Here is an 18,395-nt window from a genome sequence, read left to right on the forward strand (position 1 = left end):
ACCGCTTTTTTATTTGGTGCAATTTAATTTGAAATTTTCTATTTTTATCCAAAACCGCACATAGTGAAAAAACAAACTGTACTTTGGCTCATGATATCGTTTCTAGGATTATCTATCACCACAAAGACAAACGCTCAAGATTGGCCCAATTTGGAAAAGTATAAAACAGCAAATACCGAACTGGAAGCTCCCGCAGATAGTGAAAACCGTGTAGTTTTCATGGGTAACTCCATCACCGAAATGTGGAAAGATGCCCACCCAGAGTTTTTTACCGATAACCCTTATGTAAATCGTGGAATCGGCGGACAGACCACGCCACAGATGTTGTTGCGTTTTCGCCAGGATGTGATCGGCCTTAATCCCAAAGTGGTCGTTATTTTGGCCGGCACCAACGATATTGCTGGGAATACCGGCCCAATGACATTGGAGCAGATTCATGACAATATTTTATCAATGGTAGAATTGGCAAAAGCAAACGGAATAAAACCCATTGTTTGTTCGGTTCTCCCTGCCTATGATTACCCATGGCGCCCAGGATTGAACCCCAATATTAAAATTCCAAAGCTCAACGCATTGCTCAAGGATATGGCCAAGGCGCAAGACGTAATGTACCTAGATTATTTTTCCGAAATGGCCGATGATAGAAATGGAATGCCTTCGGAATTGACCACGGACGAGGTACATGTGACCAAAGCTGGATATGATGTTATGGAAAAGATGGTCAATAAAGCTATTGCGAACGCCTTAAAAAGTTAATTTGGTTACTCTTCGTAGTTCTAAATTATTAGCTTGAATTAATTTGTGACATGCAAAATGGCAAGGTCAGTATCATTATCCCCTTTAAAAACACGGCACATTTTTTACCGGAATGTCTGGACTCCATTGTAAATCAAACTTACAGGGAATGGGAGGTTTTAGCGGTTAACGATCACTCCACAGATAAAAGTTCTGAGCTCCTTACCTCCTACTCCCAAAAAGATGACCGTATCAAGGTATTCCAAAACAAGGGAAATGGAATAATCCCGGCGCTGCAAACCGCCTATGCACACAGTAGCGGACAATTTGTGACACGGATGGATTCGGATGACATAATGGAGCCTCATCGATTGGAAGTGATGGTGAAATCTTTGATAGAAAACGGACAGGGACATGTTGCCGTAGGTCAGGTGAAATACTTTTCGAATAGAGGTATCAGCAATGGCTATGAACGATACGAAAAGTGGCTGAACCGATTGACATCCGAAGGAAATAACTTTGACGAAATCTACAAAGAATGTGTGATTCCATCGCCATGCTGGATGACACATCGCGCTGACTTTGAACAATGTGATGGGTTTAATCCCAAGCGCTACCCAGAGGATTACGACCTTACCTTTCGATTTTACGAGCACGGATTCAAGATTGTTCCCTGCAACCAAATACTGCATCTTTGGCGCGATTACGACACCCGAACGTCACGTACCCACGAGCATTATGCCCAAAATTATTTTTTGGACATCAAGCTGCATTATTTTTTAAAACTGGACTGTGATATGAGTCGACCCTTGGTGGTATGGGGCGCAGGTTTTAAAGGAAAAAAGATTGCGAAGGGATTAAAAAAGCAAGATTTGAAATTTACTTGGCTGTGCGATAATCCCAAGAAAATTGGAAAAAAAATCTACGGAAAAGAACTTGTCCATTTTGATGAACTACAAAATTTAGAAAATCCACAGAGCATCATCACTGTAGCCAATGAAGATGCCCAAAAGGAAATCCGGAGGTATTTTACAGAGCTGAATCAAAGTCCAATGCAGGATTATTTCTTTTTTTGTTGATTCATATAGAGTTATCGGCAGAACTCCAATACCGGTGCAGTGGCGATTGTGTATTGGTCATTGATAATTGCAAACCGAAGTTTGAAATCAGAATGTTTTAATGCCTATCTTTGACCAAGCAATGTTGGGAATGCAGTTTAAACATCCAGAACTTCTTTGGGCACTTTTTCTTCTAATCATACCCATTTTAATCCATTTATTTCAGTTACGACGCTTTACCAAAACCCCGTTTACCAATGTGGCCATGCTGCAAAAGGTAGTTTCGGAATCGAGAAAAAGCAATACATTAAAAAAATGGTTGTTGCTGATTACCCGATTATTCTTGCTTGCCGCTATCATTATAGCTTTTGCACAGCCATTCACCTCTACCAATACTGCACTTCAAGAAAAGGAAACAGTGGTGTATCTGGACGATTCCTTTAGCATGCAGGCGAAGAACAATGGTATTTCTCTTCTAGAAAAAGCCGTGCAGGATTTTATTAAAAATATTGGAACCGAGACGGAATTCAGTCTATTTACCAACGAACAAACGTTCAGCAATGTTCGGGTCACCGATATCCAGAACTCATTGTTGTCTCTTCCGTTTTCCCATAAACAACTGAACCTTAATGAAATTGGTCTTAAGGCCAAAAGTTTATTTTCTCAAAATACAGAAACCGTAAAAAACCTAATTGTGGTTTCTGATTTTCAAGAAAGAATTGCAGCAGGAAACAGCGAATTGGATACCTTGTTGCAAGTTCATTTTGTACCCATGCAGGCGCGTGAGCTTCAAAATATATCCATTGATTCTGTTTTTGTGGATGAAAGTTTGAACGACCAAGCCACATTAAAAGTATTCCTATCTGGAGGGAAAGCAGATGAGGCCATGCCCATCTCACTCTATAATGATGATGAATTGATTGCCAAAACAGCAGCAAAATTTAAGGCAAACAAAAGTGCTACCGTAGATTTTACAATTCCGGCCAATGAGAAATTAAATGGACAACTTACCATAGTCGACAACGTTTTGGGGTACGATAATCGATTCTATTTCAACATCAACCCTAGAGAAAAAATAAAGGTTTTAGCCATTAGTGCTTCGGACGGTGATTACCTAAATCGCCTATTTCGGGGAGATGAGTTCAATTTTGAAAAATATAGATTGAACCAATTGGATTATAGTAGTTTAGGAAATCAGAACGTTGTGATTCTGGATGGACAATTGTCGATTCCCAGTAGTCTTCAAAATATATTGCGAACCTTTAGGAATGATGGGGGTACCTTAATTATTGTTCCGTCCAAAAACAGCGAAGTGTCATCATACAATGGCTTATTATCCAGTTTATCTACCACTCAGTTTTCAGAAAAAGTGGTTTCGGAGGTACAATTAACCACCATAAGCTTTGACCATCCATTGTACCGCAATGTTTTTGAGCAAGAGGTCACCAATTTTCAGTATCCATCTGTTAAGGAATATTTTAAAATACAGACCAGTCTACCTACGGCGTTGTCCATGGGCGGAGGCGATTCATTTTTAGTGGGGGAAAATGGATTGTACGTGTTTACGGTACCATTGGAATTGGAAAATTCCAATTTCATCAACTCCCCTTTGATTGTGCCCACTTTTTACAATATGGCACAATCCAGCCTACAATCCCCACGAACGTATCAAACTCTTGGTAAATTAAATACGTTGGACATCACAGCGGAAATCGGAAACGATGACATCTTGAAGGTAGCTAAAGATGGTTATGAGTTTATCCCTCTTCAGCAGACATTCCCGAATCGGGTTCGTCTTTCATTTGATCAAAACCCCACGGAAGATGGAATTTACTCCGTACTCCAGAATCAACAGGTTCTACAAAATATAAGTTTTAATTATCCCCGGGCTGAAAGCGACCTCAAATATCTGGATATCGGTTCGTTGGAAAATGTAAACGCCATGGATACCATTCCGGAGCTGTTCGATTATCTAGAAGCTGAAAACAACATTACGGCTTATTGGAAATGGTTTGTTATTTTAGCGTTGCTTCTGGCGCTGATAGAGGTACTCATTCAAAAATTTGTTACATGAACATTCTGCTGAAGTCTGCAAAAATTGTATGCCCAGAGAACAAGGGCCTACACTTGAAAAAGCGTGATATCCTAATAAAAAAGGGGGTAATTGAAAAAATTGGTGCCACTGTGGAAGCCCCTGCCAACACCAAGTTGGTTGAAAAAGATAATCTGCATGTTTCTTTGGGATGGTTTGATAGCAGCGTGAGTTTTGGCGAGCCCGGATTTGAAGAACGAGAGACCATTGCCAATGGATTGTTTACGGCCGGAAAAAGCGGTTTTACCGATATTGTGCTGAACCCAAATACGCATCCCGTGCCCGATACGAGCTCTGACGTGGTCTTTTTAAAAGAACGTGGACAGGGCAAGGCGACCAAGGTCCATCCGTTGGGAACTCTGACCAAAAATGCCGAAGGTATTGACCTGGCCGAGCTTTTTGATATGAGAAATGCTGGCGCAGTCGCTTTTTTTGATTTCAAAAAGCAAATCTCCAATCCCAATTTGCTCAAGATAGCTTTACTGTATGCCCAAAATTTTGATGGGCTGGTATACTCATTTCCGCAAGATGGCGATATCAAAGGAAAAGGTGTTGCCAATGAAGGGGAAGTGTCAACAAAACTTGGTTTAAAGGGAATTCCGGCATTGTCCGAAGAACTACAAATTGCAAGGGACTTGTTTATCTTGGAATACACCGGTGGAAAACTGCATATTCCGACAATATCATCGGCAGGCTCGGTAAAGCTGATTGCCGAAGCGAAGAAAAAAGGATTGGACGTGTCCTGTAGTGTGGCCGTTCACAACCTTTTCTATTCAGATGAAACTTTGGTTGGATTTGATACCAATTTCAAAGTCTCTCCTCCCCTGCGCACAAAGTCAGATTGCAAAGCTTTGATCAAAGGGGTGAAAAACGGGACCATAGATTTTGTGACATCGGACCACATTCCTATGGATGTTGAACATAAACGCGTGGAATTTGACAATGCAAAAAATGGTACCCTAGGTCTTGAGTCTTCATTTGGTTGTTTGAACACCATTTTTGAACTGGACGAAACCATCACATTGCTGACCAAGGGAAGGGCTCGATATCAAATAGAGTCTCCAAAACTGGAAGAAGGCGCCAAGGCGTGCTTAACCCTTTTTAATCCGGAAGAAGAACATCTTTTTGAAACAGGTGATATTCTTTCGACATCAAAAAACAGCATGTTCGTAGGTGCTACCTTAAAAGGTAAGGTTTACGGAATTATCAATAACGACCTTAGTATTTTATAATGACTGACCCATCTGCCCCAGGGAAAACTACTGCCGTAGTAGCCTATATTACAATTGTTGGCTGCTTAATTGCCATCACCATGAACATTGAAGAAAAAAATGAATATGCCCGTTTCCATATTAGGCAGGCCTTTGGCATACATGTCCTTTTTCATGCCCTGGCCATTTTAATGACCTATGCGGGCTACGCATATCTGGCCATTCCCATCTATCTCTTTTATTTTGTGATTTGGATTTTTGGCTTTTTGCAAGCACTCAATGGCAGCATGAAATCTTTGCCGCTAGTGGGCAAGTATTTTCAAAAATGGTTCACCTTCATATCTTAAACCTTTAATATGTCCCTTAAAACCTTATCTCTAGAATATTTGCTAAGACCTTCTTCCAAAGATTCAGGTAAGATTCCTGCACTTTTTATGTTCCATGGCTATGGTAGTAACGAAGAGGATCTATTCTCTTTCGCTTCTGAACTTCCAGAGGAATTAATAGTGATTTCGGTTAGGGCACCATATAGCCTTGAACCTTTTGGACACGCGTGGTATGCTATCAATTTTGATGCTGAACAGGGTAAGTGGAGCGATGATGAACAGGCCAAAGAATCTAGGGAAAAGATTGTTGCGTTTATAGATGAGGCCATTGAAGCTTACAACCTTGATAAAGAAAATATTACCCTTTTAGGGTTCAGTCAAGGAACCATTCTGAGTTATTCCGTAGCATTGTCTTACCCTGAAAAAGTGAAGAATGTTATCGCATTGAGCGGATATATCAATGAAAACATTTTGGTTGATGATTATGCCCAAAAAGACCATAGCAAGCTAAATTTCTATGCTTCACATGGGCAAGTAGACCAGGTCATTCCTTTGGAATGGGCCCAAAAGTCGCCAGATTTCTTGGAAAAACTGAACATTCCAACGATATATGAGGAGTTTCCTGTGGGGCATGGTGTTTCCCAACAGAATTTTTTCTCGTTCAAAAAATGGTTGGAGAAACATATTTAATTAAACTACAATCTCTATTCAGCTTTTACCACCCTTTACCTTTTACCTATTATTTAATACTCCTGCGGGGCATAGAGCAAATGTTCCACCAGTGTAAAGTCAACGCTAAGATTATCCTTTAGTTCATACTTTATGATTAGGTCGCCCCAATATTTACCATCGGAAAAATCGGCCAGAATCCATTTGTGGTTCAATACTTTGATTTTGTTGATTTTAAAATCACTCTCCATTCCCTCGTAGGGTATCAAAGGATTATCACCCTTCTGTTCGTTGGTTTCCAACAACTTATCCTGAATATATAGTGAAGGGTTATCAAGATTTAGGTGCTCGTAATATGCCAAAGCATCATCATTGTTCTCCAGGGTAAAGTATTGCATGTCCAATACCTTTAGGTGCATGGTCTGCAAAGAATCCTCCAACTGTACAACCTCTTCTTTAAGTTGCTTTACATCAGCTGTCAATGTCTTTTGCATGTTGTTTCCTGTTACAAATTGAAAAAGCGCCAATAGGGCGGCGAAAACGAATAGGTATAGGAATATATTTTTTTTCATTACATCTAAATTTTGATTCGTAGGTTATCGTAGGCCAAATGTATGTTTTTGGGGAGACTTTTTTCCACTTCTTCATGAAATCCCAACAAAGCGCTGATATGTGTAAAATAGGTTTGCTCCGCCCCTACCTTTTCTGCAAACCCCAGAGCCTCTTCCAAATTAAAATGTGAATGATGTGGTTCGATTCGCAGTGCGTTTATCACCAATACTTTGGCCCCCTTCATTTTTTTGATCTCTTCCTCCTCTACCCGTTTCACATCGGTCATATAAATAAATTCTCCGAAACGGTAACCGAAAACCTGTAATCTGTTATGGAAGGCCTCAATGGGAACCACATCCAAATTCCCTAATGGGATTTTGGTGTTTTTGTCGACTTCATAAACCTGAACAGCAGGAGCTCCGGGGTATCGGTCCTCATCGGCAAAAATATAATCGAACCTCTTTTTTAAGGATTGAATCACCCTTTGGTGCCCATAAATGGGGATATCGCCCTGTCGAAAGAAAAAAGGACGGATATCGTCCATTCCCGCAGTATGGTCCGCATGTTCGTGGGTAAACAAAATACCATCCAATTTATCTATTGGATTGGCCAACATTTGTTGCCTAAAATCAGGGCCACAATCAATCACATAATTGTAGTTGTTCCATGAAATCAATACGGAAACACGTAGTCTTTTATCCTTGGGGTCTTTGCTCAGGCAAACGGGATGATTGCTCCCGATTACAGGAATCCCCTGCGAAGTTCCCGTTCCCAAAAAAGTAATGGTCATCTGATCATCCATTAATTTCAAAATTATAACTTATTTATTTAATAGATTGATTGAAGAGTGTAACTTTGTTTCATCTTAAAAATTGGATATGCCTACCGTACCAAGCAAAGAAAATGCTTTTGAAAATATTCCTTCCATAAAGGCCAAAACCCTTAGGATAAACTTAAACCGTGATATTTACGGAACCTTTGCCGAAATTGGCGCAGGACAGGAAACCGCTAGGCATTTTTTTAGAGCCGGTGGAGCCTCTGGGACCATTGCAAAAGCGATGAGTGCTTACGATAAATCCTTTAGTGATGCTATTTATGGTATTGAGGAAGATGGTCGCTACGTTACCCAATCCCGTTTAAAGAAAATGCTGGACCACGAAATGCGATTGGTCGAGGAACGGATAAGCAGGGACAGCAACCCGGACTATCTATTTTTTAGCTACGCCAATACGGTTGCCACCATCGATTTTTCCAAAAGATATAAAGGGCATGGATGGGTTGGATTGCGTTTTCAATTGGATCCCGATCAAAAAGAGTATGATGAAATTGTGCTCCACATCCGTTTTAAGCAAAATGAAGCCAGATTACAGCAAGAAACATTGGGGATACTTGGTGTTAACCTGATTTATGGCGCATTTTTCAAGTTCCACAAACCAAGAAAGCTTTTAAAATATCTATATGACCATATCGACCACGATACGTTGGAGATTGATATGATCAACTTTACAGGACCCAATTTTGCCGATGTCGATAACCGTTTGATGAGCCTTCAGCTTATTAAAAACGATATGACGGATGCAGTGATGTTCGGGCCTGATGGCAATAACCTATTACCGGCGGCCGTACTTTACAAAAAGAACATCTTGGCGCTCCGCGGTAGTTTTAGACCGGTTACCAAGGTGAACATGGACATGTTCCAGAAATCCTACGATATTTTTGTTCGGGAGCAGACGGTGGATATGGAAAATGCCATTGTGGTGTTCGAGATAACATTATCCAACCTAAAGGCCGCAGGCGAAATTGATGAACAGGATTTTATGGACCGCGCCGAGCTACTTTGCTCTTTGGGCCACACGGTACTGATTTCCAAGTTCCAAGAGTACTACAAACTGGTAGAATACTTTAATAACTATACCAAGGCCAAGATTGGATTGACCATGGGTGTCAACAACTTGGTGGATGTATTTGATGAAAAATACTATCGTCACTTGAGTGGTGGTATTTTGGAGGCATTTGGTAAACTGTTCTTTAAGGATTTAAAGGTTTACCTATACCCCATGAAAGATCCCGAAACTGGACAAGTGCTGACCAGCAACAACGTAAAGGTTCATCCGAGGATGAAGGAATTGTACAAGTTCTTCAAGTACAATGGTAAGGTGATGGATATTATCGACTACGATCCTGATGTACTGCATATTTTCTCAAGGGATGTTCTCAAGAAAATCATCAATAAAGATGAAGGCTGGGAAAAGGAATTACCAGAGGGTATTGCTGAAACCATCAAAGAAAAGAACCTGTTCACTAGAAAAGTTCTGGAAGAGAAAGAATAAGAAAAGGCGCTAATATAGCGCCTTTTTTAGTTTATAAATGTCAGTTCGAGCGCAGTCGAGAATTTTAAATTTTTCTGTTTAAAGACATCTCGACTGCGCTCGATGTGACATATAGTTCGTTTTTTAAGCCAATATCTGTGCAGCGTGATCTTTGGTCTTTACTTTCTCTATTAGATTTTCCACTTTGCCATCGCCATCAACAACAAAAGTGGTTCGGTGTATGCCATCATATTCCCTTCCCATAAATTTTTTGGGTCCCCATACACCAAATGTGTTGATTACCGTATGGTCTTCATCGGCCAATAAAGGAAATGGAAATTCGTATTTGTTCTTGAAATTTGATTGTTTTTTTTCAGAATCAGCACTTACCCCAAGAAGTTCATAGCCTTGCGCTTGTAATTCCTTATAATTATCACGAAGATTACAGGCTTCTGCCGTACAGCCCGGGGTATTTGCCTTGGGATAGAAAAACACCACTAACTTTTTTCCTTTGTAATCACTTAGATTAATTGTGTTCCCGTCTTGGTCTTTTGCTGAAAAATCAGGTACTTTATCGCCTACTTTTAACATATTCATGTGCGTTGCTCTTGAATTAAATGTTTAATATTTATATCAACAAAGTTAAACAAATATGACCAAACAAGAAAAGGTTGAATTTACGGTCAAAACCCTGGATGAACTTTATCCCACCATACCAATTCCATTAGATCATAAAGATCCGTATACCTTATTGATTGCCGTATTGTTATCTGCCCAAAGCACTGATGTTCGGGTAAATCAAATCACACCCTTGCTTTTTGCAAAAGCAGATAACCCTTTTGATATGGTAAAACTATCGGAGGAGGAAATCAGGGAAATTATTAAGCCAGTAGGCCTTTCCCCCATGAAATCGAAGGGAATTTATGGGCTTTCCAAAATTTTGATAGAAAAATATAATGGGGAAGTCCCCAGAAATATTTCCTTATTGGAAGAATTACCTGCCGTGGGACACAAGACCGCAAGTGTCGTGGTTTCCCAAGCCTTTGGAATCCCTGCCTTTCCTGTGGACACCCATATCCATAGGTTGATGTACCGTTGGGGGTTCAGTAATGGAAAAAATGTTGTCCAAACGGAGCGCGATGCCAAACGATTGTTCCCTGAGGAAATCTGGAATAGATTGCACCTCCAAATTATTTGGTACGGCCGTGAATATTCCCCAGCCAGGGGTTGGGATTTAGAAAAGGACATTATCACCAAAACGATTGGGAGGAAAACCGTGATCAACGAATATTATAAAAACAAAAAGAGCCGCTAATTGCGGCTCTTTTCGTCAGTTTGATCCTTAAATTAATTTAATGTTACTTCAAACTGGTGTTTTTTGTAGTCAACTACATGAATCGATTTTGAAAAGCTAAGCAAGAAATCAACGGTTTTCTGGCTCGCTTTTACCGTTTTTACGGATTTTTGTTCTTCAGAGTAAATGTTTTCCATATTCTAGCGTAAGTAATTGTTTCCATAGTATAACGGCGCTAGATTGGAAATATTGCAGGCTTCGACGTAATGCTCGATTAATTCGTTAAAACGATATTCTTGCGCTCTACAATCTTTCTTAGGTTGATAAGGGCATATCGCATTCTTCCCAAAGCTGTATTAATGCTAACGTTTGTGTTTTCGGATATTTCTTTAAAGCTCATATCCTTGTAAATACGCATGATCAATACTTCTCTTTGGTCGTCTGGCAACTCATCTATCAAAAGGGTAAGGTCGCTTTCGATTTGATCTTTGATGATTTGCTTTTCAGCGTTCAACTTTTCGTCATGGATAACGGAAAAAATATTGAAGTCATCACTGCCCTCGAATTTGGGCATTCTTTTGTTCTTACGGAAGTGGTCTATCACCAAGTTGTGCGCAATACGCATCACCCAAGGTAGAAATTTACCCTCTTCGCTGTATCTTCCTTTCTTCAAAGTTTTGATAACCTTGATAAAGGTATCTTGGAAAATGTCCTCTGCGACATCTCTGTCCAAAACTTTGCTGTAAATAAAGCTGGTGATTCTTTGGTTGTGCCTGTTGATAAGAATTTCAAGAGCCTTCTCGTCTCCGTCAATGTAGTTCTTTACTAAAATCGAGTCATTAATCTGTAGCTGTTCCATACAAATTACTTTTTTTGGGTTAAAATCACAGTCCCCCCTTTACCAAGAAAGACTTTAGTTATTCAGTTTTTAATCTTTAAAAAGTAATTATTCTGTATAGGCCTATCAGGATTTTAATTACACTTCAAATATAGATAAATAGCTAGGCGATCTAAAAATCTATGTTGTGAGTTGACGATTTTTATATGTTAACTGATGCAATATACGTATTAAGTGTGGCGTATCGTATCTTTGAGACCCTAATTTTAACGAATGGCAATCAATATAAACGTAGATCCCAAGCAGAATATTATCATAAAGGGTGCCAAACTGCATAACCTTAAAGACATAGATGTGGTCATCCCAAGAAACAAGTTGGTGGTTATCACAGGTTTATCGGGTTCAGGAAAATCCAGTTTGGCTTTTGATACTTTATATGCCGAAGGCCAGCGCAGGTACGTGGAGAGCCTTTCCTCCTATGCACGCCAGTTTTTGGGCAAATTGGACAAACCAAAGGTGGACTATATTAAAGGTATAGCCCCTGCCATTGCCATTGAACAAAAAGTAAATTCCACAAATCCACGATCTACGGTCGGGACCACAACAGAAATATATGACTACCTAAAGTTGTTGTATGCAAGAATCGGGAAGACCATATCCCCTATTTCTGGCAAGGAAGTAAAGAAGCATACCGTTACCGATGTCATTAATTATATAAAAGAACTTAAGGAAAGGGACAAGCTCCTATTGTTGTCGCCTATCGTTATTTCCGAAGAACGGGAACCGCTAAAATCGTTGGAGCTCTTCTCTAAGCAAGGGTACGCGCGTATCAAATACAACGGAGAAGTTATTAGAATCGACCAAGCTCCCGAAGATATAGGAAGGGAATTCGACCTTGTTGTGGATCGTATCATTGTAAAGGATGATGAAGATTTCTACAACCGCTTGGCCAATGCCGTTGACAATGCTTTTTTTGAAGGAAAGGGACAGTGTGCCATCGAGAACCTTCAAACTAACGAGATAAAAACCTTCAGCAACCAGTTTGAGCTGGATGGAATAAAGTTTTTGGAACCGAACGTTCACCTGTTCAGTTTCAATAATCCATACGGAGCTTGCCCTAAATGTGAAGGCTACGGAGATGTTATAGGTATTGATGAAGATTTGGTGATTCCCAACACGGCTCTATCGGTCTATGAAAATGCCGTTTTTCCATGGCGTGGCGAAAGCATGAGTTGGTACCGCGACCAGTTGGTGAATTCGGCCTACAAGTTCGATTTTCCAATTCACAAGCCTTGGTTCGAACTTTCCGAGGAGCAAAAACTATTGGTCTGGGACGGAAACCAATATTTTATAGGAATCCACAAGTTCTTTGAACAACTGGAGGAGAAAAGCTATAAGATACAGAACAGGGTAATGCTTTCCCGTTACCGTGGTAAAACAAAATGTACCGTTTGTAAAGGAAGGCGATTACGCAAAGAAGCAGATTATGTGAAAGTAGGTGGCAAATCTATTTCAGATTTGATCGAACTACCTATTGATCAATTGACTCCATTCTTCGAAGAACTACAACTATCCGAACATGACGCGGCGATAGCAAACAGACTTTTAAAGGAAATTACAACACGTTTGGAATTTTTGGACAAAGTAGGTCTTAGTTATCTCACCTTGAATAGAAAGTCCAACACACTTTCCGGGGGGGAAAGCCAACGCATCAACTTGGCCACCTCGTTAGGAAGCAGCTTGGTCGGTTCTATGTATATTTTGGATGAACCCAGTATTGGATTGCACCCACGGGACACCGAAAATTTGATTGAGGTCTTAAAATCGCTTCGCGATCTCGGAAATACCGTAATAGTTGTAGAGCACGATGAAGATATTATGAAGGCGGCCGATGAAATTATTGACATTGGTCCAGAAGCAGGAACCTTGGGCGGAAAGGTAGTGGCTACCGGAGATTGGGAAGCTATCCTTAAATCGGATTCACTAACAGCATCTTACCTTAACGGAACTATGGAAATTCCAGTTCCGAAAGAGCGTAGAAATTCCAAACATTATATTCAAATTAAGGGAGCCCGCGAAAACAACCTTAAAAATATAGATGTTACCTTTCCTCTGAATGTGCTTACGGTAATCACAGGAGTATCAGGGAGCGGAAAAAGTACCTTGGTCAGAAAAATTCTGTATCCATCCATATTAAAGGAAACGGGGGGGTATGGAGAAAAAGCAGGTCAATTTTCGGCAATGGAAGGCAAGTATGCCCACATCAAACATGTGGAGTTTGTGGACCAGAATCCGATTGGCCGTTCATCACGTTCCAACCCTGTTACCTATATAAAGGCCTACGATGATATCCGAAGCTTGTTCGCTTCACAGAGATTAAGCAAACTAAGAGGTTATCAGGCCAAACATTTTTCCTTTAATGTAGATGGTGGCCGCTGCGAAAAATGTAAGGGTGAAGGCGAGATTACCGTTGAGATGCAATTTATGGCCGATGTACATTTGGAGTGTGATGCTTGTAATGGTAAACGTTTCAAAAAGGACATTCTCGAAGTACAGTTTGAAGGAAAAAATATAGATGATGTCCTAAATATGACCATTGATGATGCCGTTGAACACTTTTCAATACACCAACAAGATAAAATCGTAACCAAACTGAAGCCATTACAGGACGTTGGCCTCGGTTATGTTGCGTTGGGGCAGTCCTCCTCTACTCTTTCAGGTGGTGAGGCCCAACGTATAAAACTTGCCTCGTTTTTGGTAAAAGGGCATACTAAAGAAAAGGCATTGTTCATTTTTGATGAGCCAACGACCGGACTTCACTTCCACGACATCAAAAAATTGCTCAAGTCTTTTGATGAACTTATAGATAAAGGACATTCCGTAATTGTAATCGAACACAATATAGAACTCATCAAATGTGCTGATTACATCATCGATCTTGGTTTGGAAGGCGGTGAAAAGGGAGGTCATTTAATTATTGAAGGTACTCCCGAAGAAATCATCAAAAATACGGAATCCTACACTGCAAAATATGTGAGGGAAAAACTATAAAAGTTACCCTAACTTTAAAGAAACGCATAGTGTTTTTTACCTAAAAATGACCATTTTATACCAAGGTGTATAAAAATCGGTTAACTCATAATACCCATATATCAATTCATTTGGGGCATCCGTCAATTGACCTAATAAATAATTAGGTTGATTCCTTAATATCGTGGGTTAGAACTTAACTCATACAGCCATGCTCTTTTCCAAATCATCCCCCGTAAAGAAACAGGACTTCCTATTCATGTTTCTTATTCTAGTTGGTATTATCTCGGTTTTGTTTGATAATGCTCCCAAAAAAGACAAATTTCAAGAATCCATAGATTTTATAGTAGGCGTTTCGGATGAAAAATCTCTGAATACCATAACAAGGTCTTTGGAAGCCGAAAACGCTTTTGCCCCAGGAATTGCCATAACACTGGGAAGCAGCACCTTGACACCCAACAACGATTCTCCAGGTTGTACCACTATAAGGTATGTAATACGGGTGTTCAACACAAGTACCAACAATGAATCACTTGATGGGAATTCTTTGGTAATTGATATGGGACCCGATATTACTGTTGGACCATTAGTAAGTGGTGACACCAATAGCAACAACCAAATAGATGTAGGAGAGGTTTGGTTCTATGAGGCTTTTAAACCTATTACAGAAGCCGATTTGCTTGCCGAAACGGTGTTAAACCAAGCACATGTGGAAACAACAGTAGTTGGTCTCGGAACTACCGTTAGTGATGACTCTCACCCATCCGATATCAATTTGGACCAACCCACCACAACCAAATTAAGTTGTAGGTCCGGTGTTGATATGATTCTGACCGGTGAGCCTACGGCAAACAACGGAATTGATCCCGGTTGTAATCATATAACGCTTACCTACGAAGTACATTACACAAGTACCGTTCCCGGGGAGACCTTTGAAAGTATTGTTGTATACGGTATGGACGGTGAGCAAATGATAGCTCCCAGTGAAGGCGATAATGCTCCTATGGGCGTTTTGGATGAGGGCGAAATATGGATTTTCAAACAAGAATATATACCTACCATAGAGGAAGCAATAGCTGGTCAAGTAGTGGTTCAGGGCTATGTGGAAGCAATTTCTGTAATGGATGCAAATGTGTTGGTCTCCGATCTTTCCGACCCTGTAAATCTGAATGAAGATAATCCTACCATAATCGATTATTCTCTATGTCCTCCAATAGGCCTGATTAAAACGGCTACGCTCGTTGACCTTAATTCCGATGGCTGTAATGAGAGCATCCAATATTCATTTAGAGTGATTAATACTGGCGTAGGAGATTTGGAAATTGTTGAAGTGGTAGACCCCCTCTTTGGCGTTGACCCTTTGCCCGGGCCCATAGCAGGAACCGATATAGGAGACGATGGTATCCTTTCCATCGGTGAAATGTGGGAGTATACGGCAACATATGAAATCACACAAGCAGATATAGATTTGGGCTCGGTATCAAACCAAGCTACCGTAACAGCATTTACCACAGATACCAATGAACAGGTAATGGACCTATCGGACGATGACAGTGTCTCCGAAAATGACACAACAATTACTGCCGTTCCAAATGCACTTTGTCCACCATTAATGCCAGATCTTGGCCTTATTAAAACAGGTGTACTTGCAGACCTTGATTCTGATGGTTGTTTCGAGAGTGTCAGATATACCTTTAGGCTTAACAACACAGGCTTTAAAGATTTGGAAACCATAGAAATCGTTGACCCGCTCTTGGGACCAGATCCAATCCCAGGGCCTCTACCTGGATTTGATGTAGACAATGATGGAATACTATCCGTTGGCGAAATATGGGGCTATGAAGCCATTTATGAAATACAACAGGCAGACATCGATGTAGGCTCAGTGTCCAATCAGGCAACAGCCACAGGAAATGTTGTAAATACCGCAGAACAGGCAATGGACCTCTCGGACGATAACAGCTTTACCGAGGATGATTTTACGATCACTGCAGTTCCAAATCAAATCTGTGGACCAAATATTGGGTTAATTAAAACCTCTTCCCTCGCTGATCTCGATCTAAATGGCTGTAATGAGACCATAATATACTTATTCCAAGTCACCAATACTGGTACCAAGGACCTCGAAATTATCAATATCATAGATCCACTCATAGGACCCAACCCTATTGCAGGCCCTCTACCAGGGTACGATATAGACGATGATGGTATCCTATCTACAGGAGAAATATGGGTATATGAATCTTCATATACAATAACTCAACCAGACATAGACCTCGGCTCGGTATCAAACCAAGCTACCGTAACAGCATTTACCACAGATACCAATGAACAGATTATGGATCTTTCGGATAATGATAGTAATTCTGAAGACTCCCAAACAGATACCTTATTACCAGCAGATCAAGTCTGTATGCCAGGTCTGGCTTTAATCAAGACCGGTACGCTCATAGACCTTGATTCCGATGGCTGCGACGAGACCATCCGATACCTATTCAGGGTTATCAATACAGGTGATGAAGATCTTGAGATCATAGAGGTTTTTGATAATCTAATTGGACCCGATCCCATACTAGGGCCAATACCTGGAAGTGATATTGGCGACGATGGGGTTCTATCCCCAGGCGAATTGTGGGGCTACGAAGCTTTCTACGACATTACACAAACGGACATTGACCTTGGTTCGGTCTCCAACCAGGCCACAGTAACAGCTAATGTTACTGACACCAATCAACAAATTATGGATCTTTCGGATGATAACAGCGCCACAGAGGACGACCAAACCATTACCGCTGTTCCCAACGCGCTCTGCCCTCCTTTAGTGCCTAGCCTTGGCCTCATTAAAACAGGTGTTCTTGCAGACGTTGATTCTGATGGTTGTGATGAAAGTATCCGATATACCTTCAGGCTGACCAATAATGGCTTTAAAGATCTGGAAAACATAGAAATCATTGACCCGCTCTTGGGACCTGATCCAATACCGGGACCCCTACCAGGATTTGATGTAGACAATGATGGAATACTATCCGTTGGCGAAATATGGGGCTATGAAGCCATTTATGAAATACAACAAGTAGACATCGATTTAGGCTCAGTGTCCAATCAGGCAACAGCCACAGGAAATGTTATAAATACCGCGGAACAGGCAATGGACCTCTCGGACGATAACAGCTTTACCGAGGACGATTTTACGATTACTGCAATTCCAAATCAAATCTGTGAGCCATCCATTGAATTGATAAAGACCGGAGACCCAAGTGTGGATGTAGATTTCGACAATTGTTATGATGGTATACTCTACACCTTCACCGTTACCAACAATGGAAATGTTGACCTCCACACTATAGTGCTCACGGACGACATGGTCGGTCCACAAGTGGCACAACCACTACCAGGTGAAGATGACGGTAATGATGGAATACTCTCTATTGGAGAAGACTGGACATATCAAGCCACATATACTTTATTACAGGCGGATATCGACCTTGGGGCTGTAACTAACCAAGCAGACGTATCCGCGCTATCCGTAGGCAACAACACGCCTGTGGCGGACAACCAAAACATCCAGACTAATTTACCTGCAGAATTGTGTCTGCCAGCAGGATTGGCATTGGTCAAAGCCGGCGAGCTTATGGACCTTAACGAAGATGGCTGCGATGAGACCATACTATATTCATTTAGGGTAAGTAATACAGGGGGCATACCTATAGAAAATGTAGTACTCATTGATGACCTATTGGGGCCGAACCCCATCCCTGGTCCTATCCCTGGGGATGATTTGGGCAATGATGGCATTTTATCTGGAGCTGAAACCTGGCATTATGAGGCATATTATGCAATCACCCAAGCAGATATCGACCTTGGCTCAGTAACAAACCAAGCAATCGTAACAGGCGATGTGATTGATAGTAATAATCAAGTAATGGATTTGTCCGATGATGATGTTGATTGGGAAGACGATCAAACAATCACCATAGTCCCAAATGAACTCTGCGAACCTTTGGTTCCAAGTCTGGCATTAATAAAAACAGGTAGTTTGGCAGATCTTAATTCAGATGGTTGTGATGAGTCAATCCGTTATTCCTTCAGAGTGACCAATATTGGTGAGCTTCACCTAGAACTCATAGAGTTGGTTGATAATTTAATAATTCCAGATCCTATTGCAGGACCTATAGCTGGAACCGATATCAATGACGATGGTATTCTTTCAATAGGAGAAACATGGGATTATGAAGCCATATATGAAATAACACAGGCAGATATAGATTTTGGATCAGTTAC

The 18,395-nt window shown here is 40.8% G+C and carries 14 protein-coding genes; 10 read left to right on the forward strand and 4 right to left on the reverse strand.

Annotated elements, in window-relative coordinates; all coding sequences use genetic code 11:
- Positions 1 to 63: 63 nt before the first annotated feature.
- The 6 genes from DCK90_RS10300 (at position 64) to DCK90_RS10325 (ending at position 6,112) form a co-directional block, all read left to right on the forward strand.
- Positions 64 to 756, forward strand: a complete 693-nt coding sequence (locus DCK90_RS10300; protein ID WP_234414721.1) for an SGNH/GDSL hydrolase family protein — start codon at positions 64 to 66, stop codon at positions 754 to 756.
- Positions 757 to 806: 50 nt separating this feature from the next.
- Positions 807 to 1,814 carry a glycosyltransferase family 2 protein gene (locus DCK90_RS10305; RefSeq protein ID WP_108246128.1) on the forward strand — a complete coding sequence of 336 codons (1,008 nt, stop codon included), beginning with the start codon at positions 807 to 809 and terminating at the stop codon, positions 1,812 to 1,814.
- Between the two features lie 100 nt (positions 1,815 to 1,914).
- Positions 1,915 to 3,867 carry a BatA domain-containing protein gene (locus tag DCK90_RS10310; protein ID WP_108246129.1) on the forward strand — a complete coding sequence of 651 codons (1,953 nt, stop codon included), beginning with the start codon at positions 1,915 to 1,917 and terminating at the stop codon, positions 3,865 to 3,867.
- The gene (locus tag DCK90_RS10315; protein ID WP_108246130.1) at positions 3,864 to 5,117 is read left to right on the forward strand and encodes a dihydroorotase; all 1,254 of its coding nucleotides are present in this window, start codon (positions 3,864 to 3,866) and stop codon (positions 5,115 to 5,117) included. The genes DCK90_RS10310 and DCK90_RS10315 overlap by 4 nt, the downstream gene beginning before the upstream one ends.
- On the forward strand, positions 5,117 to 5,443 hold the full coding sequence (locus tag DCK90_RS10320; protein ID WP_108246131.1) for a hypothetical protein: 327 nt from the start codon (positions 5,117 to 5,119) through the stop codon (positions 5,441 to 5,443). The genes DCK90_RS10315 and DCK90_RS10320 overlap by 1 nt, the downstream gene beginning before the upstream one ends.
- Positions 5,444 to 5,452: 9 nt before the next feature.
- On the forward strand, positions 5,453 to 6,112 hold the full coding sequence (locus tag DCK90_RS10325) for an alpha/beta hydrolase (RefSeq protein ID WP_108246132.1): 660 nt from the start codon (positions 5,453 to 5,455) through the stop codon (positions 6,110 to 6,112).
- Positions 6,113 to 6,165: 53 nt separating this feature from the next.
- Here the strand turns inward: DCK90_RS10325 and DCK90_RS10330 are convergent, their stop codons facing one another.
- Positions 6,166 to 6,663: a hydrolase gene (locus DCK90_RS10330; RefSeq protein ID WP_108246133.1), complete on the reverse strand. Its 498-nt coding sequence runs from the start codon at positions 6,661 to 6,663 to the stop codon at positions 6,166 to 6,168.
- A 5-nt stretch (positions 6,664 to 6,668) separates the two neighbouring features.
- Complete coding sequence (locus DCK90_RS10335) at positions 6,669 to 7,445, reverse strand: MBL fold metallo-hydrolase (protein WP_234414724.1); 777 nt, start codon at positions 7,443 to 7,445, stop codon at positions 6,669 to 6,671.
- Between the two features lie 76 nt (positions 7,446 to 7,521).
- Here DCK90_RS10335 and DCK90_RS10340 point away from each other — a divergent pair, with 76 nt between their 5' ends.
- On the forward strand, positions 7,522 to 8,973 hold the full coding sequence (locus DCK90_RS10340) for a nicotinate-nucleotide adenylyltransferase (RefSeq protein WP_108246134.1): 1,452 nt from the start codon (positions 7,522 to 7,524) through the stop codon (positions 8,971 to 8,973).
- Between the two features lie 123 nt (positions 8,974 to 9,096).
- Here DCK90_RS10340 and bcp read toward each other — a convergent pair whose 3' ends face one another.
- Positions 9,097 to 9,549, reverse strand: a complete 453-nt coding sequence (gene bcp, locus DCK90_RS10345; protein WP_108246135.1) for a thioredoxin-dependent thiol peroxidase — start codon at positions 9,547 to 9,549, stop codon at positions 9,097 to 9,099.
- Between the two features lie 55 nt (positions 9,550 to 9,604).
- Between bcp and DCK90_RS10350 the strand changes: the two genes are divergently transcribed.
- The gene (locus DCK90_RS10350; RefSeq protein ID WP_108246136.1) at positions 9,605 to 10,267 is read left to right on the forward strand and encodes an endonuclease III domain-containing protein; all 663 of its coding nucleotides are present in this window, start codon (positions 9,605 to 9,607) and stop codon (positions 10,265 to 10,267) included.
- 253 nt (positions 10,268 to 10,520) lie between these two features.
- On the opposite strand, the gene DCK90_RS10355 is transcribed toward DCK90_RS10350, so the two are convergent.
- Positions 10,521 to 11,105 carry an RNA polymerase sigma factor gene (locus DCK90_RS10355; protein WP_108246137.1) on the reverse strand — a complete coding sequence of 195 codons (585 nt, stop codon included), beginning with the start codon at positions 11,103 to 11,105 and terminating at the stop codon, positions 10,521 to 10,523.
- A gap of 252 nt (positions 11,106 to 11,357) precedes the next feature.
- On the opposite strand from DCK90_RS10355, the gene uvrA reads away from it, so the two are divergent.
- Positions 11,358 to 14,135, forward strand: a complete 2,778-nt coding sequence (gene uvrA, locus DCK90_RS10360) for an excinuclease ABC subunit UvrA (protein WP_108246138.1) — start codon at positions 11,358 to 11,360, stop codon at positions 14,133 to 14,135.
- 238 nt (positions 14,136 to 14,373) lie between these two features.
- Positions 14,374 to 18,395: DUF7507 domain-containing protein (locus DCK90_RS10365; protein WP_159075808.1), on the forward strand; the 4,022-nt coding region annotated here is incomplete at its 3' end.

The sequence above is a fragment of the Muricauda brasiliensis genome (assembly GCF_003057865.1).
In the GTDB taxonomy this organism is placed as follows: Bacteria; Bacteroidota; Bacteroidia; order Flavobacteriales; family Flavobacteriaceae; genus Flagellimonas; species Flagellimonas chongwuensis.

Bases quoted from the DNA above. Each gene is read 5' to 3' on its own strand.
- DCK90_RS10305 (WP_108246128.1), top strand. From the start codon at position 807: ATGCAAAATGGCAAGGTCAGTATCATTATCCCCTTTAAAAACACGGCA.
- DCK90_RS10310 (WP_108246129.1), top strand. From the start codon at position 1,915: ATGCCTATCTTTGACCAAGCAATGTTGGGAATGCAGTTTAAACATCCA.
- DCK90_RS10315 (WP_108246130.1), top strand. From the start codon at position 3,864: ATGAACATTCTGCTGAAGTCTGCAAAAATTGTATGCCCAGAGAACAAG.
- DCK90_RS10320 (WP_108246131.1), top strand. From the start codon at position 5,117: ATGACTGACCCATCTGCCCCAGGGAAAACTACTGCCGTAGTAGCCTAT.
- DCK90_RS10325 (WP_108246132.1), top strand. From the start codon at position 5,453: ATGTCCCTTAAAACCTTATCTCTAGAATATTTGCTAAGACCTTCTTCC.
- DCK90_RS10330 (WP_108246133.1), bottom strand. From the start codon at position 6,663: ATGAAAAAAAATATATTCCTATACCTATTCGTTTTCGCCGCCCTATTG.
- DCK90_RS10335 (WP_234414724.1), bottom strand. From the start codon at position 7,445: ATGGATGATCAGATGACCATTACTTTTTTGGGAACGGGAACTTCGCAG.
- DCK90_RS10340 (WP_108246134.1), top strand. From the start codon at position 7,522: ATGCCTACCGTACCAAGCAAAGAAAATGCTTTTGAAAATATTCCTTCC.
- bcp (WP_108246135.1), bottom strand. From the start codon at position 9,549: ATGAATATGTTAAAAGTAGGCGATAAAGTACCTGATTTTTCAGCAAAA.
- DCK90_RS10350 (WP_108246136.1), top strand. From the start codon at position 9,605: ATGACCAAACAAGAAAAGGTTGAATTTACGGTCAAAACCCTGGATGAA.
- DCK90_RS10355 (WP_108246137.1), bottom strand. From the start codon at position 11,105: ATGGAACAGCTACAGATTAATGACTCGATTTTAGTAAAGAACTACATT.
- uvrA (WP_108246138.1), top strand. From the start codon at position 11,358: ATGGCAATCAATATAAACGTAGATCCCAAGCAGAATATTATCATAAAG.